Raw genomic sequence first — 25922 nt, 5'->3', positions numbered from 1 at the left:
GAGAGTCTGAGACATGAAACGCGCCGATACAATTTTCGTCTCTGCCTTATGGCTGCTTTGCATGGGGAAGGCAGTGGCCGATCCCGTCAATTTTGTGCCGAACTGGCGATCCTATACTCAGACCGGAAATCCGGCGGATATTGTCCACTCTCCTGACGTTGCGGCCAGTATTGGCAGGAAAGTGGATGCGCTCAACGGGCAGATGCAAAATCCGGAAATCCAGGGAGGTACAGCGCCAGGACTGGACGTGACTGGTTCTGTCATTAAGGCTGACGGTGCGCCACTGGCCCGGACGAATGCCGAGCATTTTTCCGATATCGTCAACAGTCACGACTTTGGAATTAAATGTGATGCGTCTCTGAATACGACAACGCATGCTGTTTCTGGAACGGATGACACTGCCGCGATCCAGATGGCCGTGAATGTCGCAGCACGACTAGGATCTCCGATCAATTTTCATGGGGGCCAGTGCCTGATTTCCGCACCGATCGTCGTCCCGCCCTCTGCTGCGGCATTTACCCTCATCGGAAACAGTACAGTGTTTATCGATACCGCAGATAGCGACGTCTTTACGCTGGTAGGCGAGAATCCGTCTGACACGGATTTTGGGCGTGTCCGTTTCGATATGCGGAATATGACGATCATGAAAGCCGCCAATAATTTTCTTGGAACGGCCATCAACATCAACGGTGGAAAATTCCGTGGTATTATCGATAACGTCAGTATTTCAGGGTTCCATATTGGGATAGCCCTACTCAACACGTCTCAGCAGCGCATCAACAATGTGCATATCGACGCTGATAGTTCCATAGACTCTGGCGCCAAGTCATACGGTATTTATATCGAAGGTACATGGCAGTCGGGTTGGACAGCGGCCCAATCCAAGTTTAGTGCAAATAACACAATAACCGGTACGACAGTGATATATGGTACAGGCGCCTATATAGGGAACGCAGTCCAGGGCGCACGTCTGGATAATTTTTCAACGCTGGAAGCTCGCGGATGGGGCGTTCAGGCCATCGGATCCGGAAACGGCAACCCGCAGAACTATAGTGAAGCCTTAGAGGTGCGAAACAGCTATCTCGAAGGGTATCTTGGCGGCATTAGTGCGGATAACCTTGGCCTGTTCCACATCATCAACACAAACTTCGACACTCCATCAATCGGAGCCGTTTCCAACTGGTCAGCAATCCACGCGCTCGGTCAATTTGGTGGCACGGTCATTGGTAACACGATTGACTCGTATGGGAGAGGACAGACGACATCGCCAGTCGTACTCGGCGGGGACGTCGTCGCGACTGGCAATAATATAACCGGCCTTTCCCCAAGTTCAAGCATACCCTGTTTTGACCTGTCCCCGAAAACTGGTGTCACAGACAATATGTTGATTTCAGATAACAAATGTTGGGCTTCTGGTGGATATAAAAATGAGACCGGTGGTCCGATTTTTGGGAGTGATAACCTGTGGTCTGGCCTCGGGAACAATCAGACGTTGAGTGTTGGATTTGGCAATCAAAATCTGGACGAAATAACTGTATCAAAAGAAATTTCAAGCTCAGAGCAAAACATTCACATGCGTCATACGGTTGATTCTTCGGGAAATGATACAACGACTCCTGGTGTCATAAATATGTTTGGTACCAGTTACATTTCATTCGGTGCAAATGATCCTGCTGGTGCAAATCAGGTGGTCTATCTCGTCAATGATACTGAAGGGAATTTGGCTGTATCGTCCGGCGGGCTTTCGCTGGCCAAGTACACCTCCTCCACAATGTTACGTCCGGACGGCTCCTGCGTTCCCGCATCGTCGGTTTTCGTCACGGACGGTCGGAATATAGGTGAAGCTGCGGGGGCTGGAACTGGCGTGATAGCCTATTGCACCATGCAGAAGCACTGGTTCGCGAATGGTGCTCCGCTCACGTACTGAATGGGGCCGACATGCCCGTCATCGTATTGCAAACCGCCCTTGAGGCGGTTTTTTTATGTCTGGAGACTGAACTGTGGACCCTGTTTCCCTGCTGCTGTTGGTCGTCCCTCCCGCATATCTTCTGTGGGTGGCTCTCGGCCTTCTGGCGTTGTCAGGTCTGTGCAATCTGATTGCAGTCGGCTTGCTTCCGCCGAAGCCTGGTACGCCACGCTATGGGCTGAAAAAGGCCTGGTACGTGGCGATCAACTATGGCGCAGCCAATTTTGGCAAAGCCGCCAATCGTATTCAGTGCGGCCGGACCGGGCTGATGGTGCCCTATGAGGACAAGAACAGCGCCAAAGACATCCTCACCAATGCGGGTGTCGATGTTCTGACCAGGAAGAAGCCTGATGCCTGACTGAGCCCTTCAGCCGGTCCCGGCTCGATTATCCTCATTCCTCAGATCTCCGAAGGAGGCAGCACTCCCGCTGTCAGACCGTCGGATGCAATGCCGCCCATCGAGGCGGCTTTTTTTATGGAAGAAACACCAATGGCTTTTAGTAGTGTTACCGCCCTTGAAGGTCTTGTGAACCAGTCTCTGGGCAAGGCTGATACACCCTCGGTCCAGCAGGGCATCAGCGTCGGCGGTCTCGTGCTCCAGGGTGTTCTGGCGGCCTCTATGTCGAAGCTGGCCGAGCATGTCGATATCACGGCGTTCGATGCTGCTCTGACTAAAACGCTGGAAGGTGCCACGGAACTGGAGCGTGTCATCGCTGCCGGCCCGGCCGTTCAGCCAGCGATGGAAGCGCCTAGCCAGTGAGCACCGCCAATCTGGCGATTCTTGGCGCCATGCTCCTTGTGGGCGTGGCGTCGGCCCTCGGGCTCTATAAAGCCGGGGGTAAATCGCAGAAAGCCGATACGGCCGAACAGGACGTCAAAGACGCTCAATCCCAGGTAGCGCAACAACAGGAAATGGAGCAGCGCGGCGCTGAGGCTCCGCAGACTGTGGATGAGTTTTTGAATGCTCTCGACAAGGGGAGAGGATAATGCGGGCTGTTTTATTGTGCTTGGTACTGGCCGGATGTGCGCAGCCACGACTGAAGGTGGTTTGTCCTGCCTTGCATCCTTGGACGGCCGATTTCCAGAAGGGGATGGCGGCCGAGATCCGGGCGCAACGGCAGAATTGCCCAAATCTTATCGAAGCGGCCCGCCAGATGGAACAGGTCAGGAAAGCGTGTGGCGCGTAAAGGCGTAAACCTGCGGCACGAAAATGGTGTCGCAGGTTTACATTGCTATCTCAAACTACTGCGCCAGATTTGAGTCGATCGTTCTCCGCCTGCAATTCAGAAATACGTCGCTTCAGATATTCAATATTTTTATCACGGTCTTGCATCCCCGTCACGGCTCGCTTCTTCAAGGCGGTACCAAGCCGCTGGTACGTTGAGCGTGTAAAGTGAGTGGAGCTTACGATGTCACTGGAAGAAAGGATGAAGTCATCCATTTCCACTACTGAGACATTATCATAGTTGTTGCTAATCTCTCGTTGGTACTTATTTAATTTCAAATGTCGGTCCATCAATCCCCATTCAGGGTTTGTTTCGTGGAATTTTGTTGTTGAATTTATTAGAATAATATCTACGTCTGTAGAGATATTGCTGAAAATATAATTCAGATTATCCTTAAAAGTACCTTCGTTCATTTTCCCAGAATATTTTAGATTTGCTTTTGCGGCTCTGAATTGCTCAATTTCGCCCTTTGAACGCCCTTGATGCCTCAGAATTCCTTCATACTCATTATCTAAGTTTTGATAATTGAACGGGTTCATCGCAAAGGTTGTGTGTCCCTTGCACCCGACAATTTCATAATCTGAATAGTATATATCTGCCCAGAAGCTAAAAATTAGAAATCCACTTTTTATGTCTTTAAGCTTTGTATCAAAATCTGCATCAATAAAGCCGATCTCACTCAAAATCTTCCATTCTTCTTCAGTCGATCCTTCGATCGAACGGCGGATCATGCTGGAATGGTCGCGTCGAATCTCGGTTTGCTGTCGTACAGTGTTAGTGAATAATCTGAAATCGTCTGTGGCTGGCGCTAGATAATGCTGGACGGAGTCCATATCGCAGCCGCCGCAGATTTGGATAGGAAGCTTCGGATAATCGTGCACTTCGGCGCCTTCCTCGACTTCTTCGCGATAATAAGAGATCCAGTCTACTGGATTTGTTTCGTCAAACAGATTAGTGAGAACGTCTCCAACGACTTCTATACTTGGGCACTCAAGTTGCCTGTAAAGCCAAGTCTCGACATACATCCCTAGTGTACGGCAAGAAAAACAAAAGTGGTGTAGAATGTTTTCTTGACTATGTTTTGTTTGATGGAAGAAACCAACAAATCCATAATCACCGTATTTATCACGAACGCGAACTAAGCCTGAGTGATGGAAAATTCCTGAATTAACAATTTCGTCAAATTGGTTCCTCGCCTCGTCAATGTTTTCAGAAAGGCGTTTTTTTGTAAAATTTAACTGGTTTGTTCTATTAATCAGTTCAATCGCGCGATCGCGGTTAGCCTCCAAGTCATAGCAGATTTCAACAGTGATGCGGCTTTCGCGCAAGAATTGCCAGGTATCACCGGCACTCGCCTTTGCCTCCGACTTAACTTCAAGAAGCTTATAATCATGCAATCGCTTCATCTCAGGATCGGCTTTACCGACGAAAAGAGGATTATCGAGTAAGAATGGAGCAAGCTTTTCGTCGGATACCTGTATCCCTGGTACCGCGCCTGAAACTTCAGCTAAGTTCATCGGATTATCGTCGATGAACATAATTGTTGGCGCACGCAGCTTGGCTTGTTCGACGATATGGGCAACGCGAGGGCCCTTAGGCTCCCATGATATACTTGGGAAAACGAATAGGTCCCATACACCTAGACGTTCCAGAACTGACTTTGTCTCTTCAAAATCGTTTTTTGAGCAGATGGAACTAATGATTCCTCGCTCAGCTAATGCCCTTACAACATGCCCTAAATGTTCGGCTTCGTTGATACCGCCCTCTGTCAAAGTGCCGGGCCAGAATGTCTCATCTAGATCCCAAATAACAAGCCGGACAGGTTCAGTCATGGTTTATGCCCTTAACGCATTAAACTCTCTTGAGAAGAGAATCATGTTCGTAGCTATAGAGCCAGCCTTTCAAGACGAGATCAACCAATGACTGTGAGTTGAAGCCGGGTAAATGAGAGGCATTTTTTATAAGAAAGGTGCCGTCGTCGTCTATTTCGTAAGAGATGTGGTGATTCGGGCATTTGAGTGCTTGTTTTACGTATTCAATATCGACGTTCATTCAATGCGGCCTTGAGACTTCAACATTTGCATAACCATCGGATGATTCTTTGAGTGACGCAAGTCAGTACTGATTCCAATATGATATTATTTTATCGTTATTTTATCGTTATTCCATTTTTGGTTTCTTGGCTAAATTATTGTTATAAGGGGGCTATTTTTCTTGGGTGTTTCAATGCTTCGGGCGACGGTGACTGCATAATATCGCCTTCCATCTGGAAGTGTGCTTACGAACGCTGCTTAGAGAAAATGCCGATAAAGCCCGGGTATAAACACGGGTACGATAATATCAACTATATGAAAACAATATAAATCTATCAGTAACTTAATAGGATTTTATGAAAGAAACTCTCGTCCACCAGGTCTCCTTCTCATACAATCTAATCTTGTCTCAAAGACTTGGTTCTCCAAGCGTTTTGCGCCATTCTTTTGTCTCAAGTATTCTTGTTCTGTTCCGTCCTGTCTCGTCGTGAGCCGGGTATCGGTCGGGCAAAATTGAGATAGAGACCGGATATAGCAAAATACTCACTGACACTCAGATTCGGGCGACCAAGCCGAAAGAAAAACCTAATATGGCGCAAGGAATATAACCATGCAGTAAACAAGATAAAATAAAATAACGTAAAGAATAATGATGAAAAAAATAACGACAGAATTCTTTAAAAAACCATCAGTCAATACATTCATAAAATTGAAAGAAATATAAGACACAAAAACTATAGATAATATTATTATTAATAATATTGAATCATCCCTAATGGAATAAGGGAATTCTCTTATTATATTCCAAAGACAATTAAAAAACAAAATGATAACCCCGATCTATATCGTATATTTTTATAATCTGCGCATGCATATCCAACGGCGAAACCTGACATAGACGGAGTTTCACTTGCCGTAGCGTTCTTGCATGTCCCGCCACGGACAACCAGTGTGCAGAACATACAGTATGCCATTGAGAAACCTGCGATTGTCCCCGTCTAGTCGGACCAAACATCCGCGTTCAGGCGGCAGAAGCGAACCAATTATCATTATCGCCCATTCCCGATCCATCAGATCTACTCGGTCCATAGCGCTGCTGCGCTGCCTTCACTGAGGAAAATAGTGAATCAGATCTTGCCTCAAACCGACAAGCCTTTTGTCAACATAACCCAACAAATGCTCGACGTTCATCTGCGCTCTAGAATCGAAGTCTTAAATTGCAAAAATCATGCAAGTGTTTGGCTTTCATCTAAAAAAGTATAATCAAACTAGTTATTTACCGAAGAGTAGCACTGCCTTCACACGGCAGGGGTCACAGGTTCAATCCCTGTCGCGCCCACCATTCGAACTCCTTGAAAATATTTGATGTTGTTTGCGCCACTTGAGCGAATGGCCTGCATCGTTCTATTGGCTGGCCCATTTTCTTCCCAAACGGGCGCAGATAAATACCGTACCCTCATATCCAAATATGCGGCGGCAGCTCTAGCCTACAGTACTGAGCCACGGGGCTTTTCGTGGACTAAACCCGAGCGCAGCCATAGCCTTACGATTGCACGCGCCTGTCAGGCTATTCTGGTAATAGACGCTTTCTTCGCCCATCAGCAGAACAGCGTCCTTTTCAGTCATGCACGGCGGCACCGGTGCCCCGACCCATCGCGCATACGCCTTCAGCCAATTCTCGAACTGAAGAGGCTGACTATCAACGATATTGTAAACGCCAGGCTTGGCTGTAAGTGCTGATACAGTTGCCTGTGCCGCATCATCTACATGAACAAAAGAGAATGTGCTGGCGCCCGCACCAATCAGTGAGACCTCACCACGAGCAAGATGCGCGCTAAATGCACCATCCGGCCAGTACCACGTCCCTGGGCCGTAGAAAAAGCCGTATCGCAGCGTGACACCCTCCATTGTGGGAGCGCTAGTGACGCGCGCTTCCAGAGCTGCATACATCCGAGCGCTTTCCCCGATATTCCCCGGCGCGCTAATTCTCAGAAAAGATGCTTCTGTCGCCAGGTCATGACCAGCGTCCAGATAAAAGCCGCAAGACTGCTGTATGTAGCGCTTTACGCCATATGTTTGCGCCGCATCGAAAAGATTGCCACCACCTTCGAGACGGAGTTTTCGATCGATCGGGAGATGCTTTGGAAGATCAAAAGGACTTGCCGGGAGAGACGTAAGTTCATCAATCACGACGTCAGGGCGGAGCTTCTCGATTATTGCAAACAGTGCCTCCCTATTGAGAGCATCAGCTTTGACCGCATGAGCTCCCAACATCTCGATAGCTGTCAGGCTTTCCGCCCGATGAGCCATCCCCCAGACGTCATGTCCAGCCTCTTTGAGGCGCGCAATCAGACAGCGCCCCAGCGCTCCGCTCGCACCGGCGACAAAAATTTTCATAGCGAATATCCCGTAGCTCAGTGTGCAGGAAAGACGAACGGGGCGGCTTTGTCCTTGACGAAAAACGCAATGAATTTAGCCGGTTCGGTCTGACTGGCATTCCGCCCTACAACATGCACGTCATTAGGGCCTTCAAAAAAGGTTTGCCCCTCTTTCAAAGTGACTGGCTGCCCACCCTTAACCTGCATGATGACGCTGCCCTTGAGAACATAAACGAAGACAGCTGCGTTATGCCTGTGGATCGGGTCGGAATCTCCTGGCCCGTAGTCCACTGTAACCATGGCCCCTTCCTTTCCTGAAAGGCCTGGCAGTTCATGGCTCATCAAAGGCGTGACTGTTGTCGCTGCGTGAAGGGAAGAGGCCCAGAAGCCAGCAGTTAAAACTGCCAGGACAGTAAATTTACGCACGGGATATTTCCTTTTTGTTAGCTGAAACCGCTCAAGCACTGTCCGAACGACGCCTCTGCCGGACCTTGTTCGTCCTGCGGGTCTGAACACGCTCATCAAGCCAGGTCTGTGCCTCTCCAAGAAAAGGCGAGGGCGCCTTGTCCCGAACTGATTTGGCCAAATCGGCGAGGGATGTTTGGGCTAACTCCCGACGCATCGCCTTTTCAGCTCGCAGCATAACTGCATGAATTCCGCATACCCCCTGCGTCGCCCATCCAGGTGGGTTCTCGTCAAAGAGGGCGCAGCGTCCGCGGATTTCCTGACAATTAAAGAGGCGCTTTTCACCATCCACTGCGTCAACAATGGCCAAAACAGTGATCTCGTCGGCAGGTTTTGCCAACGTGTAGCCACCCTTCAACCCTTCAGCAGCATTGAGGAGACCAGCCTTTTCCAGCTTGGGCAAAAGCTTCGCAACAAATGCTGCCGGAATATTTTGAAGCTCCGCCAGATCGAGACTGCTGACAGGCTCAGGATTGTCGACAAGCCACAGGAGGCTGTGCAGGACGTATTCAGTGCTAGCGCCGTAAAATGACATACGCAGACCATATCTATCCGCGTTTTGATTCGCAAGATTTTCTTAAGTCCAAAATCCTAGGATTTTTTGGATTGTAATATGCTGGGAGAGAGGGGGAGAAGTATCACGAGGCCGTGAGGAAATGAGGCTTATTAGCCTTACCAGAAAAAATATTTTGTCTATTGGTTCACGTGGAAGCATCTCATAAATACTGTGAAACAGCGCATTCCTCTTTCTCCCGTCGAAACAGCCAAAAGAAATTTTACTTTATGATTTTCGTTTTATCTGTGATTTGGGCCGCGAATTTTGGTCTCTGGATAATCTATAAATATATTATGAATCTTCTGGGCGGCCCTTACCCAGATCCGAACAGACCGAAAAAACCTGTCATTTTCGGTTTTCTATTTTTAACCCTCTGCATACCAGCCATTCTTCTACTTATATTTATTGCAGTCGCTGGAGACTATATGATGATTAGAGGTCTATTTTAAATTTGTAGGTAAAAATACTCGAAAACATAAAAACAAATCTTTACTCACAGAAGATAAGGTTTCTGCGAGGACTTATCGGACCAGGGAAGCAAGTCCATCAATTTTATCAGCAAGTGCAGCAATCATATGCTTGATATCATCAGGAGTTGAAGATTTATCAGCTGCGATGTTCAGGCGCTCCGCATCGCTTTGCAGTTCACTCATCAGTTCGTGGATTTCTGATCCGATACCGTCTTCGTCGTTATCGTTCCGCTGCATGACGTAACCCTCAGGTTTGTAAGGCACTAACGCGCGTTAGCAAGAGATGTCGAATGACGGCTCTAAGAGCGGCCGTACAAAACAAAGAAAAGGGCCGCGCTACAAAAAGCCGCGCGGCCGCAGTCTCCTTCAGGAGAGATGCTTATTCTCCGTCGGTGGCTTCATCTTCTTCTTCGCCGTCGTCGAAATACACTTCTTCAACGGTGATCACCAATGAGTCATTCTCGCTCAGCAGATCGGCGACAGCGTTTGCTTCGTCCTCATCTTCATAGAGCTCTGAGTCGCCCGGATCAGAAACCCACTTTTCTGTGGGGTTCCAGAATTCGTCGTCTCCGTTTTCGAGTTCACGGCGAATTAGGTAGCCAGCAATTTCTTCATCAGCCATTTTAGGGCCCTCCTGTGAGGAGAAAAGCTTATTTGAAAACAGTATTAATTGCCACAGCCCGAAAAATAGGATAATTTTGGTCCAAATTAAGGAAGGACCAAATTCATGTCTGACCCTTCATTGAGAAAAGATGCTCTGAATGAGCGGATAAGCATTTCCCGTCATGCGGCAATGCTCGAAGTCTGTACGCGACATTCAGATCTGATGATTTTCCAAGAAAAACGCCAAGTACAAGTCAATTTTTCATGGAAAGAATCATCACAAAATATAATTCCAACGATAAATATTTCCGCAGAAATAATTAAGATAAAAAATATTTACCTATAAGAAAAATTATTATGCTATTTCTATTATTTTCTTATATATGAAGATTTATTTTTAATAATTATGAAAATAAACCCCTACCCAAACAATAAAATAATTTTCTCGCCTCGGACGAGGCAATATCGTACTGTTTGAGTATGACCGACCAAAGAAACATTGATGATACCGAAGACGAAATTGCTCTTGAAGCGACGGAGGAGGGAGAATCTCTGCTCTCCACCATTATGCTTCCGGTTTGCATTTTTGTTGGGATTGCCATTCTGGTGCTTCTGGTTGGCCTAAATTTCATATAACTCGGACCAACCAGAGACATTTTTCACAAAAATGTCTTTTCAGATTTGCCCTTCGTCGCATCCAGCCAGCCTTGCAGCATATAGGCGGCCGCCATTTTATCGACGACTTCAGCGCGTCGCCCACGCGTCATATCAGCGTCCTGAATAAGGAAGCGGTTGACCGCACTGGATGATAGCCGCTCATCCCACAGACACGCAGGAATACCCAACCGCTCGGAAAGAGCTGTTGTCCAGTCCGACGCTGCGCGTGCTGCGGGGCCAAAAGATCCATCCAATGACAGGGGCAAGCCGACCACCAGCGCCCCAACGTTCTGGCGCTTCGTGATCTCTGCCAATTCCTTGGCATTTTCCCCCAATTTCCGCCGTTTTAACCCCATAAATGGCGAGGCGAGCATGAGAGAAACGTCTGTCAGGGCGACGCCGATCGTCTTCGATCCAGGGTCCAGCCCAAGGATACGCTGATCAGTTTGAAGAACATTACGGAGGTCTTGTGGATTGAACAGGGACATAACCCGGCGTTATGATCTGTCTGACGGCTGAAAAGCTACCATAATTTCCTCTTTTTCAGGAATGTTCATGTCGCTCGACGCGAAAACGGTCACGCGCATCGCCAGATTGGCGAGAATTGGTCTCGAACCGGGGGAGGTAGACTCTCTCGGGAAGGACATGGGTTCCATCATCGATTGGGTGGAACAGCTTAACGAAGTGGACGTCACAGATGTCCCTCCCATGATTGGCACAGGCCTCGCCACGCCACGCCTGCGGGAAGACCGCGTCACGGACGGCAATCGCCGCGATGACGTGCTGTCAAACGCTCCGGACCGTGAAGGTCCGTTCTACACGGTTCCGAAGGTGGTCGAATAATGTCCGGCATGCACGATTTTACGCTGGCTTCCGCCCGGGATGCCCTCAAGGCTCGCAAGATTTCCGCGGTTGAACTGACGAACGCCCACCTGGATGCCATCGAGCGTCTGGATGGTCGCCTCAACAGTTTCATCACCCGTACGCCCGATCAGGCTCGCGTAGCAGCGAAGGCTGCAGACGACATTCTGGCGAAAGGTGAGGGCGGCGCACTGACCGGCATTCCGCTCGGTATCAAGGATCTGTTCTGCACGAACGGTGTCCGCACGACAGCCGCCAGCAAGATTCTCGGAAATTTCGTCCCGCCTTACGAAAGCACGGTGACGTCCAATCTTCTGCGTGACGGCGCCGTGTTCCTTGGCAAGCTGAACCTCGATGAATTCGCTATGGGGTCCGCCAATCTGAACTCAGCCTTTGGCCCGGTAGAAAACCCCTGGAAGCGCAATGGCTCTGACGCCAAGCTGGTTCCGGGCGGTTCTTCTGGTGGCTCTGCCGCTGCCGTAGCCGCAGGTCTGGTGCTGGGCGCTACCGGTACAGATACGGGTGGCTCCATTCGCCAGCCGGCCGCCTTCACCGGCATTGCTGGCATCAAGCCGACCTACGGCCGCTGCTCCCGTTTCGGCACGATCGCTTTCGCAAGCTCGCTGGATCAGGCTGGCCCGATGGCTCGCAACCTTCAGGATTGCGCAATCCTGCTGGAATCCATGGCTGGGTTTGACGAGCGGGATTCCACAAGCGTCAACACGCCTGTTCCGAATTACGAAGCAGCGCTGACGCGAGGCGTCAAAGGCCTGCGCGTTGGTATTCCCAAGGAATATCATGCCCCGGGCATGCCAGCCGAAATCGAGGCCCTCTGGCAGCAGGGTATCAACTGGCTGAAGGCCGCTGGCGCTGAAGTTGTGGAAGTTTCTCTTCCGCACACGAAGTACGGCCTTCCAACTTACTATATCGCAGCTCTCGCAGAAGCATCTTCAAACCTTGCCCGCTATGACGGTGTGCGTTTCGGCGAACGTGTGAAGGGGGATTCCCTTGATGCACTGTACGAAGCCACCCGTGCCGCGGGTTTTGGTGAAGAAGTGAAGCGCCGTATCCTGATCGGCACGCATGTTCTGTCGTCGGGTTATTACGATGCCTATTACCTGCGCGCGCAGAAGGTCCGTACGCTGATCCAGCGGGACTTCCTGAATGCCTTCGAGAAGGTGGATTTTCTTCTGACGCCAACGGCGCCGTCCAGTGCATTCGCCCAAGACGAAAAGCCGACAGATCCGGTGCAGATGTACCTGAATGACATCTTCACTGTTCCAGCCAGCATGGCAGGCGTTCCTGCGCTCTCTGTTCCAGCCGGTCTGGACGCACAGGGTGTTCCGCTCGGCCTTCAGCTCATTGGCAAATTCTTTGACGAAGAAACACTGATCGCAGCAGGACACGTCATCGAACAGGCTGCGTCCTTCACCCACAGACCCGCCATCCATGCAGGAGTGTCGGCATGAGCTATCGTATCACCGGCAATACCGGCGAATGGGAAATTGTCGTCGGGCTGGAAGTTCATGCCCAGGTCATCAGCCAAGCAAAGTTGTTTTCTGGCGCCTCCGCCTCTTACGGCGGCGAGCCAAATACGCATGTCAGCCTGATTGACGCGGGTTTCCCGGGTATGCTCCCGGTTCTGAACCAGGAATGCGTTGCGCAGGCAGTACGTACCGGCCTCGGTCTGAACGCGCAGATCAATCTTTTCAGCCGCTTTGATCGCAAGAACTACTTCTATGCCGATCTCCCCACTGGCTATCAGATCAGCCAGTTTGCTCATCCCATTGTGGGTGAGGGCAAGGTGCTGGTTGATCTTGCGGATGGAAGCACACGTGAAATCGGCGTGACGCGACTTCATCTGGAACAGGATGCAGGCAAGTCCATCCATGATCAGGACCCAACGCGTTCCTTCATTGACCTGAACCGTGCAGGCGTCGCCCTCATGGAAATCGTCAGTGAGCCAGACATCCGCTCACCGGAAGAAGCCGGAGCCTACCTGCGGAAGCTCCGTCAGATCCTGCGTTATATCGATACCTGCGATGGCAACATGGAAGAAGGTTCCATGCGCGCTGACGTCAACGTGTCTGTGCGCAAGCCGGGCGAGGAGGGGTATCGGACCCGCTGCGAGATCAAGAACGTCAACTCGATCCGCTACGTCATGCAGTCAATCGAAGTGGAAGCACAGCGCCAGATCGAGATCTGGGAAGCTGGCGGCGAAGTCGATCAGGAAACGCGCCTGTTCGATCATGTCCGCAGCGAAACACGTTCGCTTCGGTCCAAGGAAGACGCGCACGATTATCGCTACTTCCCGGACCCGGATCTTCTTCCGCTCATCATCGAGCAGTCCTGGGTTGACGAACTAGAAGCTGCTCTTCCCGAACTGCCAGAAGCCAAGCGGGACCGCCTGGAGCGCGAATACGGTGTCAGTCGCTATGAAGCGAGTGTCCTGACCGCAGAGCAAGCTGTTGCTGACTTCTACGAGACCGTTGCAAAGGGTGCCGATGCGCGCCTTGCCACCAACTGGATGCTCGGAGACTTCTTTGCTGCCCTGAACCGCACCGGCCGCTCGATTGAAGACAGTCCGGTCAGTGCAGAAGGACTGCGTGAGCTGTTAAGCCTGATCTCGGATTCGACCATCAACGGCAAGATTGCGAAGGAAGTCCTTGAAGACATGGTAGAAACCGGCGAATCGGCTTCTGCTATTGTTGAGCGGAAAGGTCTTCGTCAGGTAACGGACACAGGAGCCATCGAAAGCTCCATCCGCGATATCCTGGCAGCAAATGCGGATAAGGTTGCTGAATTCAAATCCGGCAAGGACAAGCTTTTCGGCTTCTTTGTTGGCCAGACGATGAAGGCCATGAAGGGTAAAGGGAACCCGGCTCTGGTGAATGAAACCTTGAAAAAGCTTCTTTCCGAATGAGATAAAAAAATTGTTCTTAAGGGGTTTGACGGCGAGGCCGTTCCCCCTTAAGAACGCCTTCACGAACGCAGTATAAAAACTGCTTTCCACGCGGAGGGGTGGCCGAGAGGCTGAAGGCGGCGGATTGCTAATCCGTTATACGATGTAAGTCGTATCGTGGGTTCGAATCCCATCCCCTCCGCCATTCTATATATCCCATAACAATTCATAGCGCTTTTAGTGTCGTAGAGCTGGTAGTTTCCTGCCGTTTTATTCGCTCTGTAATAGTCCTTAAGCTCATGCAGCGTCGGGGTATATATTGGGGTATCGAATGCTGACGGATATTCAGCTTGCGTGGCCTTAAGCCAGCAGAAAAACCTTACAAACATGATGATACGGGGGCTTGTTCATTTTCGTACAGCTCAACGGCTCGCAACGACGACGCATGAAGTATCGCCTCGGCGCCCGCGTCGATTGTGCCTCCGGAGACGATGGCTGATGCCGCGTCGGTGCCGCCTGCTGCAAAAAGAAAGCCGCCTGCGCTGACAACGGTCCCAAGGGCCTGGCCGCCTGCCATGACATATTCGTTGCCACCAGGCGCCAGTTGAAGATCCGAGGTGCTGGCCCCGGAACCCACATAGACACTGTCACCATCACCGATCGTGACAGTGTTTAAAGACTGACCTGAGGACAGAAAGGTATCGGACATGGCGGGCAACCTTGCATCTGGGGCGTGAAGGCGTCGTGTTTCAGGGGAGGGAGGTCATCAACCGAAATTGGCTCTTCGTTCGGTCCCCGTGGGTCAATCAGTGCCGGAATGCGGTTATTTGGAGAGAGCTTTAAAAATGCAGGCTCGAATTGCTCACCCTTAACGAGGTCAACGAGATTCACTCTGTAAGGAGCCGCAAGCTCCTCCAACATGATGGTGATTTTCCAGCCATTGGGTGTCGGCCAGTAATAGAGGTCGATTAAGTCGCTCATATATCCGCTCAATGTGTCACGCGAAAGGAAACGCGGAAAAGCTCTCTGTTGCTTCCGCACGGGCGGAAAGAGCATCAAGGGCTGGATAGGTTTGGGCTTCGATGATCTGTGGCAGCATATGGCGAGAAAAACGGAAAGCGACGGCACTACTGACGTCCGCCTGAAGCGGCCGCTCGTCAAACAACCAGGCGCTGGTCTGACTAACTTCCGCTTCAAGGAGCCGATACGCAGCTATCAACTGGGCATGAACGCGATCAACCCAAGGTTGGTACTGCTTTTCGGGAGGACGAAGCTTGCTCTCGTAAACGATCTGTACTGTCTTCTCGCAGGCTGCGAGTGCAAGGCCGATGATCCGCTGCGACCGTATGTAAGTCGCCAGATCACAGGGCATCAGCTTGAGGTGCGGTGGTGCCAGTCGCTCACCCAGTTCAAGGATCAGTCCGGAGTCCATCAGCCCGGTTCCATCATCTGTGACCAGTGTGGGTGCCTTCACGACCGGATTGACCGTGGCGAAGGTGTCAAACGCCGAGAATACGGATAGGGGCTGGTGGTCGACGCTTATGCCCTGAAGGTGAAAGGAGATGGCGACACGGCGCACATAAGGAGAGTCGAGCATACCGATCAGCTTCATGGGATCAATCCTGGGTTCGAGATGATTTACCTGTGGGATCCGTGATCCCGTTTACGACGACGCTAACGAGCAGACGACCGTGTTGTAAGTGGCCGGATTGGCAATTAACATAAGGATCATGCCAAACGGTCCCAGTCCTCTCGTCGTCATCGTTGCATATGACCAGCTCTGCACCTTTGAATTCGGTTGCGCCTTCGAGGTATTCGGCCTTTCACGCCCTGAAATGGGGCCGGGCTGGTATCGCTGCCTTACGGCCGCCGCTGAACCGGAGCCACTCCGTGCAGCAGGCGGTCTGCGACTGGAAGCAGTCGGCGGACTAGAGCTTCTCGATCGCGCTGACACGATCATCATTCCCGGCTGGCGGGGGCCAGATACTGTGGCACCTCCTTTATTGCTCGGCGCGCTCCGTCGGGCACATGCGGCAGGAACCAGAATCGTCTCGATTTGCGGTGCAGCATTCGTGCTGGCGCAAGCCGGTCTGCTCGCAGGCAAACGTGCGACGACGCATTGGCATTATGCTTCAATACTAGCATCCCGATATCCTGACATCGTGGTTGAAGGAGATGCGCTTTATGTGGATGAAGGAGACATTCTGACGTCTGCAGGAAGTGCTGCGGGTCTCGACCTGTGTCTGCATATTGTCAGGAAAGATTTTGGAGCGAAAGCTGCAAACAGCGTAGCGCGCAGACTGGTCGTCGCAGCACACAGAGACGGCGGCCAGTCGCAGTTCATCGAACGCTCTGTTCCTCCTCCGTCAGGCGCACGGCTTTCGGAACTCCTTGAGACGGTGCAGAAAAGGATTGGCGAAAAGTGGACTCTTGAGCGTATGGCCGAGATCGCTCATGTCAGCGGCCGAACGCTTCATCGCCATATTTGTGAAGCAACCGGGCTGCCGCCAAGTGAGTGGATCAAGCGGCAACGCATTGCTTATGCTCGCGATCTTCTGGAGGAGACGACTCTCTCTGTTGATGAGATCGCACATAACGCAGGCTTTGGCACAACAACCAATTTTCGTCAGCATTTCCGGACTGCAACCGGACTTTCTCCAGCCCGTTACCGGTGTCGCTTTTATGCGCACGATCTAGCGACCACGTCCCCTATGCAGAAATCCTGATACAGGCTTGGAGCTAATTTCTAAAATCCAAAGTCAGAATTAATCCCAGGTGCGCGGCAATCGAAGCTTTCATCAGATGGATTTGCTTCGAACCTCTTTTTCTACGGATAAACAATGCAAGCATTCCGGTCGCTATGGAGGGAAAGCGGAATTTTTGCTCTTAGACTGTACCAGTCGCAAAGCAGACATCGCTATTTATCCTAAAGTGCGGTGCATGCTTTCAGGGCATCCTCTACACGCCTCCGGTCTTGCGATGTTAAAGGCAAAATTGGACGCGGAGGCTGCGCGGAAGACAGTTCGAGAAGATTGATTGCAGCATAAGCAACACGCAGACTTCCAAATTCCCGAAAAAGTGCCCACATCGGCTCCAGTACCTGCTGATACTGGTTCACGGCACGGGCGTCGCTCTCATGTGCGGCTGTCACCATCGCCTTGGCTAGCTTTGGCAGGAAACCGCCCAGCACACTGAACCAGCCATCACTTCCGGCGAGCAGGGCTTCGGCCGCAATCCAGTCTCCACTGTAGCCTATAGCGAGTTTTCCAACCGGGCTGGACCGTAGTGCGGCCAGTTCCTGTAAAACCGCGCCTTCTGCCGGAGCGGGCATTTTTACGGCGGCGATGTTGGGTAAGTCCGCCAGCCGTTCAAGCAAATCACGACTGAAACTGAAATGGGTTGTACTGGGATTGTTGTAGATGCAGAGCGGCAGAGACGTAACTTCGGCGACCGCTTTGTAATGCTGATAGGCTTCTTCCTGCGTCAGGGGCGTGTAGGACACAGGAGCCATCAGCAGCCCGTCGGCACCTTCGGCCGCAGCATCGCGTGCAAGGTTCTGGGCATCGTCGGTGCGCAGCGTGCCGATCCCTACGATTAGCGGCGTTTTACCCGCGACTGTTTTGAAGGCTGCCCGGATGGCGCGGCAGCGCTCGGTACGGCTCAGATAGGCATAGGTTCCGGTACTGCCCAAAAGGCCGATGGAATCCACCCCGTTGGCAGACAGATGCGCCGTTAAGCGCATGACACCCTCCGTATCCACCACGCCATGTTCGTTGGCTGGCGTAATGGGGAAAGCCGAAAGGCCGTGAAAGATCGACATGTTAGACCTCATTACCGGATGGAACATTGACGCCCATCGATTTCAGATAGCGTTTGATGTTGCGGGCTGCCTGGCGGATGCGCTGTTCGTTTTCCACCAGAGCAATCCGGACATAGCCTTCACCATTTGCGCCATATCCGACACCTGCAGCAACCGCCACCTTGGCGTGGGTCAGAAGCTGTTTTTGAAAAGTCCGGACTTCCCATATGTGCAAGAGCCGGAGGCAAAGGTGCCCAGGCAAACATGGAAGCATTAGGAGGGGGAATGTCCCATCCGGCCCGGGCAAAGCTTTCGACCAACACGTCCCGCCGACGATGGTAGAGCCGCCGGTTACGCTCCACGATGTCCTGAGGACCATTGAGCGCAGCACAGGCCGCCGCCTGAATGGGTGTGAACGCGCCATAGTCCAGGTAGGATTTGACCCGGCTCATGGCTGAAACCAGCGTCCTGTTACCCACGGCAAAGCCAATGCGCCAGCCGGCCATGCTGTAGGTCTTGCTCAGGGACGTGAACTCGACCGCAACATCCTTGCCGCCTTTGACCTGAAGGATCGAGGGGGTCGGCTTTCCGTCATAATACAGTTCGGAATAGGCCAGATCGCTGACGATCCACAGGCCATGTTCCTTCGCAAAAGCCACGGCCCGCTCATAAAACGGCAGTTCGACGCTCTCTGCCGTCGGATTGGACGGATAGTTCATGACCAGCAGCTTTGGGCGGGGACCGGGTGCTTTCATCGCCTGTTCCAGCGCCTCGAAATAATGCTCGTCAGGCGTCGTCGGCACGGCACGGATGGCTGCCCCGGCCATGACAAACCCGAACGTATGAATGGGGTAGGACGGGTCCGGGGCCAGCACGACATCGCCGGGGGCGATCACGGCGGCGGCGAGGCTGGCGAGGCCCTCCTTCGACCCCATCGTGACGACCACCTCTGTTTCGGGATCAACCTCCACGCCAAAGCGGCGGCCGTAATAGTTGGCCTGTGCCCGTCTCAGCCCTGGAATTCCTCTGGACTGGGAATACCCATGCGCCTCGGGTCGACGTGCGACCTCAACGAGCTTTTCAATGACGTGCTCGGGCGGTGGCAGGTCGGGATTGCCCATACCGAGGTCAATGACATCTTCACCGGCCGAGCGTGCTGCGGCCCGCATCGCATTGGTTTCAGCAATCACATAGGGTGGTAGCAGTTTCAGCCGGTAGAAGTCGTCGGACATGATTGCCTCGGTTGAGAAGTCAGAATTGTTAGTCTTTGTGGATCATGAAAAACGTTTCGCACCGGCCACGCACAGAACGACGATGAGTGTCGAGACAACCATGGTCCAGGCAACCGGTTCATGCAGGAAAAGTGCCGCAAGCAGCAGACCAAAGAAGGGTTGCAGCAACTGCAGCTGCCCGACGCCAGCGATGCCGCCCAGAGCCAGGCCGCGATACCAGAAGATGAAACCGATCAGCATGCTGAAGACCGAAACGTAGCCAAGACCGATCCATGAGGAGAGATGGATGTTTCCCCAACTGGTCGGCAGGTAAGCGAGGGCGATAATCGCCATGAGTGGCAGGGGCAGCAGCAGGGACCATGAAATGACCTGCCATCCCCCGAGACGACGGGAGAGGGTGGCTCCTTCCGCGTAACCCAGACCACAGACGAGAATGGCCGCAACCATCAGCAGATCGCCTGTGACATTCCCCGCCTGACTGCCGTAGAGAGCAAACCCCGCCACAGCAGCCGCGCCGATCGTGGAAAACAGCCAGAAGGCAGGTTTGGGGTGTTCACCTCCCCGCAGCACACCAAAAATGGCCGTGGCCAGCGGCAACAGGCCGATGAACACAAGGGAGTGGGCTGACGTAATGTGTTGGAGTGCGAGTGCCGTTAGCAATGGGAAGCCGACGACACAGCCGATAGCGACGAAGACAAGAGGAACAGTGTCTTGCTTTACCGGGCGGGGCTGACGCAGTGCCAACAGAAAGAGGCTTCCCAGAAGGGCTGCTATGACGGCGCGGGCGCTGGTCAGGAAAATGGGCGAAAAATCAGCGACCGCAACACGTGTCGCGGGCAGAGAGCCACTGAAAATGATAACGCCTAGCAACCCGCTACCCCATCCTTCTGTCGTCCGTTTCACAAACGAAAATCCTTGATATCGTGATGAATTGAATGCGCTTGAATTTATGAGGATGGAATTGTCAGGGGGAGCTACACTTCAGTACAGTTATGAAAAACTGTATTGGTAACAAGACACATACAATTCCTGAGGTCGGTAGTGGAAGATCAACAGACGCGCACATCCGCCATCATGGAGGCGATCAGGCAGCGCATCGCGACACGTGCTCTTGTGTCTGGCGATCGCCTGCCATCGATCCGGCAGTTTGCCAAAATCATGCAGGCTTCACCGTCTACGATCGTTCAGGCTTACGACCGTCTGGTAGCCGAGGGGGTCATCGCATCACGTCAGGGCTCGGGGTTTTATGTCAAGGGACGCGCGCTTCCGCCATTATCGTTGGTGGGTGCCAACACCCCGGCAGCGCGGGCCGTTGATCCGTTCTGGGTGTCGCGTCAGTCTCTGGACTCAGATCCAACTGTCCTGAAGCCAGGATGCGGCTGGCTTCCAACGGACTGGATGCCTAATGAAGCATTGCGCAAGGCATTCAGAACCGTGGCGCGAGGGAAAGGGAACATCCTGTCGGACTATGGCAGCACCACAGGCGCACTGCGCCTGCGCCGTCTCCTGACCTCCCAGTTTTCCGAAGAGGGGCTTGATATCAGCCCCGATCAGGTTCTGCTGACGGGTTCAGGCACGCAGGCGGTCGATCTGATCTGTCGCCTGCTGGTGCGTCGGGGTGATACGGTTCTGGTGGACGACCCGTGTTACTTCAATTTCCAGGCTTTGCTCAAGGCGCATGAAATCCGGATCGTCGGAGTGCCATACACCGCGACCGGTCCGGATACCGAAGCTTTCGAGCGGATCGTTCTGCAGGAGAAGCCGCGCCTCTACATCACCAACTCTGCTCTCCACAATCCCACCGGAGCCACTCTCTCTCCGCAGACAGCCTTTCGTCTTCTGAGTACAGCAGCCGCATCAGGTGTTCTGATTGTTGAAGACGATATCTTTGCAGATTTTGAGATTGCGCCATCACCCCGCCTGGCGGTCATGGAGGGGTTGGAGCATGTCATCCGGATCGGAAGTTTTTCAAAGACCCTGTCTGCGTCGGTACGATGTGGTTACATCGCGGCCCGGAAAGATCTGATTGAAGGTTTGATTGACCTGCAGGTCGCGACCAGTTTTGGTGGCCCCAGTCCTGTAATCACAGAAGTGATCGCGGATGTGCTGGAAGGGGGCAGCTATCGAAAGCACATGCTGGAGATCAAGCGGCGGCTAGAAAAATCCAGAAAGACGGTTATTCGCAAACTGGAGACGCTAGGGATATCGCCGTGGACAGTCCCGAAAGCAGGCTTCTATTTGTGGTGCAGATTTCCGGATGGACAGGATTCAACGGACATCGCGCTCAGAAGCATGGCTGATAAAATCATTCATGCTCCGGGCAACGTCTTCAGTGTGAGCCAGTCTGCATCTTCCTTCATGCGGTTCAATGTCACGCAATGCGAGGATGAAAGAGTTTTTCGTTCCCTAGAAATGATGCTCACATAAGAAGTGTCGAACAATTCCCCGCAGGGTGCGGTTTAATTCAACTCGGGATGAGAAGTGTCCGCTTTTCGGTTGGCGCATCAATAAGGTCAGTGTCTCGAAGGAGGAGTTACCGTCTGTCTGCTAAGCGCTGGCAAATAACCAGCCCACCTCAACGCGGGATTTGCGCGTCAAGCCTGTATCGGCTCTCCCAGATGTTCTCGCATCCATTTGGCCTCCTCGCTTGGGGTGCGATGAAAATGGCGTTTGAAGTCCCGGCTGAACTGGGCAGGGCTGGCATAGCCGACTTCTGAGGCGATCGTTGCAAGTGTTCCCTGACGTCGTGCGATCATCAGCCTTGCTTCGTGCAGCCGCAGCGCTTTGAGATATTGGATCGGGGTGTTTCCGGTAAGGGACTTAAAGCCGACGTGATATGACGGAACGCTCATGCCGGCTGTTACAGCGAGTTCCGGAACCGATAGGCCTTCCTTGTAGCGTTCGCGGATCAGCGCGAGGCTCTGCACGATCCTGTCTGTTGTGTCATTACGACGCAACGCTGCCATCAGCGATCCGCCCTGTGGCCCGACCAGGATGCGGTAATGCAATTCACGCAATAGCCCCGGGCCGAGAATAGCGAGTTCCTGTGGGTGGTGGAGAGCATGGAGCAGGCGTTGGAGTACATCCGTCATGGCGGGTGCCATTCGACTTGAAATCAGACTTCGTGCCTGCATTCTTTCGTCATGACCGCCTTGTCCCTTCAGTGTCGTCGCTATTTCAGCAGCAAGATGCAGGTCAAAATCGAAGTAAATGGCGAGCAGAGGCTGAGCAGGGCTGGCCTGCGAAGCCATCCGGAAAGGCACAGGGACCGAAACAGCAAGATAATGCTCGGTATCATATCGGTAGATCTCGCCATTGAGGAAACCCTGCTTGAATCCCTGCAGGACGAAAACCGCCCCAGGCCGATAAAGAACCGGCACATCTTCAAGGATGGTCTCGGAACGCAGGATACGGACACTCGGCAAAGACGTGGCGTTGTAGCCAGATCGCGGTGCGAGTTCCGCAGCCAGTGCGAGGAGCGAAGAGGTATCTGATTGATAATTCATAGGATCGGGCAAGGATATTAGAGAAACCGCAGGAGCACGCTGGATAATACGCTATTATTGGTCAAGGCATGAACGAAATCCAGTCGAGCAGAGCCATGCTACAAAAAACCTTCTTTATCACGGGTGCCAACTCGGGATTTGGGTTAGCCATTGCCCAGGCTGCCCTTGAGGCCGGTCATCGGGTGATTGGTACGGTCCGGTCGCAAGCCGCAAGAGTGTCCTTACTGGAGCGACTGCCGGATGTTCGAGCGGTCCTGTGTAACGTCATCGAGTTCGACCGTATCCCCGCCATCGTCGCACAGGCAGAAGAAGACCATGGTCCAGTCGACGTACTCATCAACAATGCCGGTTATGGGCATGAAGGGGTTCTGGAGGAATCTCCTCTCGAAGAAATGCGCCGCCAGTTCGACGTCAATGTCTTCGGAACTGTTGCGATTGCCAAGGCCTTCCTGCCGCGTTTTCGCGAGCGCCGTCGCGGGTTCATTGTGAACGTGACGTCGATGGGTGGTCTGATCACGATGCCGGGCCTGGCGTCTTACTGTGGTAGCAAATTCGCTTTGCAGGGCATTTCGGAGGTCATGCGCGCGGAAATGGCGCCTTTTGGGGTTCATGTCACCGCGCTATGCCCTGGATCATTCCGCACGGACTGGGCCGGGCGTTCAATGGTCAGGACCGAGCGCTCAATTACAGACTATAATGCTCTGTTCGATCCGATCCGGGCCGCTCGCCACGAGAAGGACGGTAAGCAGTTGGGTGATCCGACGAAACTCGCCGCCGCCGTCCTTCAGCTCGTTGCGTCGGACATGCCTCCACCGCAACTCCTCTTGGGTAGCGATGCTCTGCGTTTGGTTCGTGAACGTCTCGTTCAGCTCGAAAAAGAAATCATGGACTGGGAGGAATTAACCCGATCAACAGACGGGTAATATTACGGGGCCGAATGTCTCAGTTGAGGGAAAAACTAGTTTTTCACCGTGCTTTAAAGGGGAAACATCCTTTCGAATGCCTTCTGTCCCGTCTGAGTAAACTGGATCGTTCGGCTATGGGGAAGCTGGGTTGCCCACCCCTCTTGAAAAATGAAGTCCATAAGACTTCTGCTTAATGGACCTCCAAGGTGATACCGCCGTTCACTCCAGTCCAGACAGTTCCGACAATGCGGGGGCTGCTTCTTCGATAAAGCTGTCAGGTCCACTCCCAGTGAAAGAAGAAAACTCTCTCCCTGCGGGGTGAGGCTTAACGCGTCTTCATCGAGAACCAAAAACGCCCGAGCCAGAAGGCTTTCGTACATCCGCACGCCCGCTTTACCTGCCAGATGCCTGTAGCAGATGCGCGCGGCTCGTAGGGCGGGATCTCTGGGTCCGGGGCGCGTTCTCAAATGCCCCTGAGACGCTGCAAATCCCATGATGACTTCCAGCAGGTTCGCAACATTGGAACCGGCCAGCTGGAAATAACGATGTCGTCCCTGGTTGCATCCAACAATCAGACCACCATCCATCAACTTCCGGACGTGACCTGAGACTGTCGGCGCTGAAATGCCTGCTTCAGAGGCCAGTTCGGTCGCGGTCAGGGCTTTGCCAGACATGAGGGCTGTCAGAATGTTACTGCGTGCAGGATCGCCAATCAGAGCCGCAATTCGCGCGATGTCCGGACCGTCTTTCATGCTTTGATCTGCACCGAAACATCCGAACATCGCAAGCTCCTAAGATCATCCCGAAACAACCGGAAGACCCAGTATGATCGCTGTTCTGTTCGAAGCATGGCCCACGCGGCAAGGAAAAAAGCAGTATGCGTCGTTAGCTGCGCATCTGAAGGCCGAACTTGAGACCGTCGAGGGGTTTGTTTCAGTCGAGCGCTTCCAGAGTCTGACTGACCCGGACAAGCTGCTGTCATTATCGTTTTTCCAGGACGAAAACGCCGTTGCAGCTTGGAGAAGTCTGTCAGCGCATCGCATGGCACAGGCGGCAGGGCGGGGCGGCGTATTTTCGGATTATCGTTTGCAGGTTGCGCAGGTTGTCCGGAATTATGGGCTGAGCGACCGGGAGGAAGCACCGTCTGATAGCAGGGTAGTCCATGCAGCCGTGGAGAATGATCATGTTTGATGTGGAAATTCTTCTTGAAGACTGTCCTGGTTCTTTGGGGCGGATGGGGACTGCCCTCGGCCAGGCAGGGATCAGCGTTGAAGGGGGAGGTGCGTGAGTGACCGAAGGCAGAGGCGTGGCGCACTTCCTGTTTGAAGACGGGGCAGCAGCCAGCAAGGCTCTGGGCAACGCAGGAATAACGGTCGGGCGTGTCCGGGAGGTTGTTCTTCTGCCTCTCAAACAGGCCGTGCCGGGGCAGCTTGGTATTCTGACCGGGCGCATGGCTGACGCAGGCGTCAATATCGAAACGCTTTATAGCGATCATGACCACCGGCTTGTTCTGGTTACGGACAGGCCTGAAGCAGCACAACGGGTGGCCGATCTCTGGGCGTGTTCCTGAGAAACGCTTTCAGCGGCCTGCACGAAAATTTCGACCTAAGGGGCGCGCATCGCCGAAGTATTCTCGAAAAATAAAGAAGAGGGGATGCCAGCGGCTTGTGTCGATATGATGCGTCCCGCCGACGACGATATCGCGATGAGCATGAACGCGCTTTACCGTCAGGTCGACGAGGACAAATCCTCGGGACTCATCACCATGAAGCGCCGAAAGGCGGCACTCCAGTTGCAGAGGACATTCGGCGACGCGTGGAGCCCTGACCGTCTCGGAAGGCACGGGTGTAAAGCCTCCCAGGGCGAACTTGTCCGGATGGTGGACATACCCCATTGCAGTCTTCTCCGGGGGAACGGGCGAACTTCCCGTCGTTCGAGCAATCGCTTCGACTTTAGTCCACAGATCAGCCGATGGAAGATTGATTGTACACTCTTCTCTTTCACGAAGATTGGCGAGCGCGCATCCGGTTGTACCCAGCCCTAGCACAATGGTCTGTCCCAAAGCCCAGAGTGAGGAAACGGGCGAAATATTCGCGTTAGCGTGGCTGTCTGCTGTGCAAACGAGTGCCACAGGCGTACCGAAATAGAGGACGGAGGGAGAAATGATGAGCATGTCAGGAAGTGACATAGGAATATCCTGAAAAATAAACGGATAGCCGTCCCGTCTTACATCAGCTTAAGGAGCTGACGTTTTGCTCTGCACCGAAATATCGAGCATGCCGTCAAGTATCATTCGGACAACGCTTATGTCCGCTTTGTCGAAGACAAATAGATCGATTGAACGTCTGGCTTGAGGCGACTAC

Annotated in this window: 31 protein-coding genes, 1 tRNA gene and 1 pseudogene; 16 read left to right on the top strand and 17 right to left on the bottom strand. The window is 52.8% G+C overall.

The genetic code is table 11. The annotated features are described in order from the left end of the window. The first annotated feature begins 13 nt into the window (after positions 1 to 13). The 5 genes from GCE01_RS09135 (at position 14) to GCE01_RS09115 (ending at position 3161) form a co-directional block, all read left to right on the top strand. Complete coding sequence (locus tag GCE01_RS09135) at positions 14 to 1927, top strand: hypothetical protein (RefSeq protein ID WP_099212564.1); 1914 nt, start codon at positions 14 to 16, stop codon at positions 1925 to 1927. A 73-nt stretch (positions 1928 to 2000) separates the two neighbouring features. After that, complete coding sequence (locus GCE01_RS09130) at positions 2001 to 2324, top strand: hypothetical protein (protein ID WP_099212563.1); 324 nt, start codon at positions 2001 to 2003, stop codon at positions 2322 to 2324. Positions 2325 to 2456: 132 nt separating this feature from the next. Next, entirely contained in the window at positions 2457 to 2726 is a 270-nt protein-coding gene (locus GCE01_RS09125) for a hypothetical protein (protein ID WP_145995785.1), read from the top strand. Continuing rightward, the gene (locus GCE01_RS09120; protein ID WP_099212561.1) at positions 2723 to 2953 is read left to right on the top strand and encodes a hypothetical protein; all 231 of its coding nucleotides are present in this window, start codon (positions 2723 to 2725) and stop codon (positions 2951 to 2953) included. Before GCE01_RS09125 ends, GCE01_RS09120 begins: the two co-directional genes overlap by 4 nt. After that, positions 2928 to 3161, top strand: a complete 234-nt coding sequence (locus GCE01_RS09115; protein ID WP_145995784.1) for a hypothetical protein — start codon at positions 2928 to 2930, stop codon at positions 3159 to 3161. Before GCE01_RS09120 ends, GCE01_RS09115 begins: the two co-directional genes overlap by 26 nt. A gap of 42 nt (positions 3162 to 3203) precedes the next feature. On the opposite strand, the gene GCE01_RS09110 is transcribed toward GCE01_RS09115, so the two are convergent. From GCE01_RS09110 to GCE01_RS09075, 7 genes are all read right to left on the bottom strand, one after another. Further along, positions 3204 to 5024, bottom strand: a complete 1821-nt coding sequence (locus tag GCE01_RS09110) for an HAD-IIIC family phosphatase (protein WP_099212559.1) — start codon at positions 5022 to 5024, stop codon at positions 3204 to 3206. 1107 nt (positions 5025 to 6131) lie between these two features. After that, positions 6132 to 6296 (bottom strand): transposase, encoded by a 165-nt coding sequence (locus tag GCE01_RS17410; protein ID WP_369690488.1) that lies wholly within the window; start codon positions 6294 to 6296, stop codon positions 6132 to 6134. A 411-nt stretch (positions 6297 to 6707) separates the two neighbouring features. Then, positions 6708 to 7622 (bottom strand): NAD-dependent epimerase/dehydratase family protein, encoded by a 915-nt coding sequence (locus tag GCE01_RS09100; protein ID WP_099212558.1) that lies wholly within the window; start codon positions 7620 to 7622, stop codon positions 6708 to 6710. Positions 7623 to 7639: 17 nt separating this feature from the next. Next, the gene (locus GCE01_RS09095) at positions 7640 to 8029 is read right to left on the bottom strand and encodes a cupin domain-containing protein (protein ID WP_099212557.1); all 390 of its coding nucleotides are present in this window, start codon (positions 8027 to 8029) and stop codon (positions 7640 to 7642) included. 31 nt (positions 8030 to 8060) lie between these two features. Then, the gene (locus GCE01_RS09090) at positions 8061 to 8603 is read right to left on the bottom strand and encodes an RrF2 family transcriptional regulator (RefSeq protein ID WP_086633162.1); all 543 of its coding nucleotides are present in this window, start codon (positions 8601 to 8603) and stop codon (positions 8061 to 8063) included. 542 nt (positions 8604 to 9145) lie between these two features. Beyond that, positions 9146 to 9331 carry a hypothetical protein gene (locus tag GCE01_RS09080; protein WP_099212555.1) on the bottom strand — a complete coding sequence of 62 codons (186 nt, stop codon included), beginning with the start codon at positions 9329 to 9331 and terminating at the stop codon, positions 9146 to 9148. Positions 9332 to 9473: 142 nt separating this feature from the next. After that, positions 9474 to 9716: a hypothetical protein gene (locus GCE01_RS09075; protein WP_099212554.1), complete on the bottom strand. Its 243-nt coding sequence runs from the start codon at positions 9714 to 9716 to the stop codon at positions 9474 to 9476. A gap of 105 nt (positions 9717 to 9821) precedes the next feature. On the opposite strand from GCE01_RS09075, the gene GCE01_RS16680 reads away from it, so the two are divergent. Next, positions 9822 to 10043, top strand: a complete 222-nt coding sequence (locus GCE01_RS16680; protein ID WP_145995783.1) for a hypothetical protein — start codon at positions 9822 to 9824, stop codon at positions 10041 to 10043. Between the two features lie 134 nt (positions 10044 to 10177). Beyond that, entirely contained in the window at positions 10178 to 10333 is a 156-nt protein-coding gene (locus GCE01_RS16870; RefSeq protein WP_167386143.1) for a hypothetical protein, read from the top strand. A gap of 23 nt (positions 10334 to 10356) precedes the next feature. Here GCE01_RS16870 and ruvX read toward each other — a convergent pair whose 3' ends face one another. Beyond that, a complete protein-coding gene (gene ruvX / locus GCE01_RS09070) occupies positions 10357 to 10842 on the bottom strand; it encodes a Holliday junction resolvase RuvX (protein ID WP_099212553.1) in 486 nt (161 codons plus the stop codon). A gap of 67 nt (positions 10843 to 10909) precedes the next feature. On the opposite strand from ruvX, the gene gatC reads away from it, so the two are divergent. From gatC to GCE01_RS09050, 4 genes are all read left to right on the top strand, one after another. Next, the gene (gatC, locus tag GCE01_RS09065) at positions 10910 to 11197 is read left to right on the top strand and encodes an Asp-tRNA(Asn)/Glu-tRNA(Gln) amidotransferase subunit GatC (RefSeq protein WP_064275348.1); all 288 of its coding nucleotides are present in this window, start codon (positions 10910 to 10912) and stop codon (positions 11195 to 11197) included. After that, positions 11197 to 12684 carry an Asp-tRNA(Asn)/Glu-tRNA(Gln) amidotransferase subunit GatA gene (gene gatA, locus GCE01_RS09060; protein WP_046901621.1) on the top strand — a complete coding sequence of 496 codons (1488 nt, stop codon included), beginning with the start codon at positions 11197 to 11199 and terminating at the stop codon, positions 12682 to 12684. Before gatC ends, gatA begins: the two co-directional genes overlap by 1 nt. Continuing rightward, complete coding sequence (gatB, locus tag GCE01_RS09055) at positions 12681 to 14138, top strand: Asp-tRNA(Asn)/Glu-tRNA(Gln) amidotransferase subunit GatB (RefSeq protein WP_099212552.1); 1458 nt, start codon at positions 12681 to 12683, stop codon at positions 14136 to 14138. The genes gatA and gatB overlap by 4 nt, the downstream gene beginning before the upstream one ends. A 92-nt stretch (positions 14139 to 14230) precedes the next feature. Beyond that, positions 14231 to 14322, top strand: a tRNA-Ser gene (locus GCE01_RS09050). 174 nt (positions 14323 to 14496) lie between these two features. Here the strand turns inward: GCE01_RS09050 and GCE01_RS09040 are convergent. Genes GCE01_RS09040 through GCE01_RS09030 form a run of 3 tightly spaced genes read right to left on the bottom strand, consistent with a single transcriptional unit; the run spans position 14497 to position 15729 of the window. Further along, positions 14497 to 14826, bottom strand: a complete 330-nt coding sequence (locus GCE01_RS09040; RefSeq protein WP_244591149.1) for a hypothetical protein — start codon at positions 14824 to 14826, stop codon at positions 14497 to 14499. Next, positions 14790 to 15098, bottom strand: a complete 309-nt coding sequence (locus tag GCE01_RS09035; protein ID WP_306310184.1) for a glutathione S-transferase N-terminal domain-containing protein — start codon at positions 15096 to 15098, stop codon at positions 14790 to 14792. Before GCE01_RS09035 ends, GCE01_RS09040 begins: the two co-directional genes overlap by 37 nt. A gap of 16 nt (positions 15099 to 15114) precedes the next feature. After that, the gene (locus tag GCE01_RS09030; protein WP_099212551.1) at positions 15115 to 15729 is read right to left on the bottom strand and encodes a glutathione S-transferase; all 615 of its coding nucleotides are present in this window, start codon (positions 15727 to 15729) and stop codon (positions 15115 to 15117) included. 118 nt (positions 15730 to 15847) lie between these two features. On the opposite strand from GCE01_RS09030, the gene ftrA reads away from it, so the two are divergent. Beyond that, positions 15848 to 16843: a transcriptional regulator FtrA gene (ftrA, locus tag GCE01_RS09025; RefSeq protein WP_099212550.1), complete on the top strand. Its 996-nt coding sequence runs from the start codon at positions 15848 to 15850 to the stop codon at positions 16841 to 16843. A 200-nt stretch (positions 16844 to 17043) separates the two neighbouring features. Here the strand turns inward: ftrA and GCE01_RS09020 are convergent, their stop codons facing one another. The 3 genes and pseudogenes from GCE01_RS09020 to GCE01_RS09010 all read right to left on the bottom strand — a co-directional run bounded on the left by GCE01_RS09020 (position 17044) and on the right by GCE01_RS09010 (position 20051). Beyond that, positions 17044 to 17937: a dihydrodipicolinate synthase family protein gene (locus GCE01_RS09020; RefSeq protein ID WP_099212549.1), complete on the bottom strand. Its 894-nt coding sequence runs from the start codon at positions 17935 to 17937 to the stop codon at positions 17044 to 17046. Position 17938: 1 nt separating this feature from the next. Further along, a pseudogene (locus GCE01_RS09015) lies at positions 17939 to 19148 on the bottom strand (LL-diaminopimelate aminotransferase). Between the two features lie 42 nt (positions 19149 to 19190). Then, positions 19191 to 20051 carry a DMT family transporter gene (locus tag GCE01_RS09010; RefSeq protein ID WP_099212548.1) on the bottom strand — a complete coding sequence of 287 codons (861 nt, stop codon included), beginning with the start codon at positions 20049 to 20051 and terminating at the stop codon, positions 19191 to 19193. Between the two features lie 138 nt (positions 20052 to 20189). On the opposite strand from GCE01_RS09010, the gene GCE01_RS09005 reads away from it, so the two are divergent. Then, positions 20190 to 21575 (top strand): aminotransferase-like domain-containing protein, encoded by a 1386-nt coding sequence (locus GCE01_RS09005; protein ID WP_244591148.1) that lies wholly within the window; start codon positions 20190 to 20192, stop codon positions 21573 to 21575. Positions 21576 to 21742: 167 nt separating this feature from the next. On the opposite strand, the gene GCE01_RS09000 is transcribed toward GCE01_RS09005, so the two are convergent. Then, entirely contained in the window at positions 21743 to 22654 is a 912-nt protein-coding gene (locus GCE01_RS09000) for an AraC family transcriptional regulator (protein ID WP_099212547.1), read from the bottom strand. Between the two features lie 95 nt (positions 22655 to 22749). Between GCE01_RS09000 and GCE01_RS08995 the strand changes: the two genes are divergently transcribed. Then, on the top strand, positions 22750 to 23577 hold the full coding sequence (locus GCE01_RS08995; protein WP_099212714.1) for an oxidoreductase: 828 nt from the start codon (positions 22750 to 22752) through the stop codon (positions 23575 to 23577). 53 nt (positions 23578 to 23630) lie between these two features. Here GCE01_RS08995 and GCE01_RS08990 read toward each other — a convergent pair whose 3' ends face one another. Further along, complete coding sequence (locus tag GCE01_RS08990) at positions 23631 to 24341, bottom strand: ArsR/SmtB family transcription factor (protein ID WP_099212546.1); 711 nt, start codon at positions 24339 to 24341, stop codon at positions 23631 to 23633. 43 nt (positions 24342 to 24384) lie between these two features. Here GCE01_RS08990 and GCE01_RS08985 point away from each other — a divergent pair, with 43 nt between their 5' ends. Together GCE01_RS08985 and GCE01_RS08980 are read left to right on the top strand one after the other, a co-directional pair. Then, positions 24385 to 24750 (top strand): antibiotic biosynthesis monooxygenase family protein, encoded by a 366-nt coding sequence (locus tag GCE01_RS08985; protein WP_099212545.1) that lies wholly within the window; start codon positions 24385 to 24387, stop codon positions 24748 to 24750. A 97-nt stretch (positions 24751 to 24847) separates the two neighbouring features. Then, positions 24848 to 25129, top strand: coding sequence for an amino acid-binding ACT domain-containing protein (locus GCE01_RS08980; protein ID WP_244591147.1), 282 nt, complete (start codon positions 24848 to 24850; stop codon positions 25127 to 25129). A 9-nt stretch (positions 25130 to 25138) separates the two neighbouring features. Here the strand turns inward: GCE01_RS08980 and GCE01_RS08975 are convergent, their stop codons facing one another. Further along, on the bottom strand, positions 25139 to 25747 hold the full coding sequence (locus GCE01_RS08975) for a flavin reductase family protein (protein ID WP_099212544.1): 609 nt from the start codon (positions 25745 to 25747) through the stop codon (positions 25139 to 25141). Positions 25748 to 25922 lie beyond the last annotated feature (175 nt).

The organism is Gluconobacter cerinus, from assembly GCF_002723935.1.
Taxonomy (GTDB): Bacteria; Pseudomonadota; Alphaproteobacteria; order Acetobacterales; family Acetobacteraceae; genus Gluconobacter; species Gluconobacter cerinus.
This window is presented reverse-complemented; position numbering and strand designations above follow the sequence as displayed.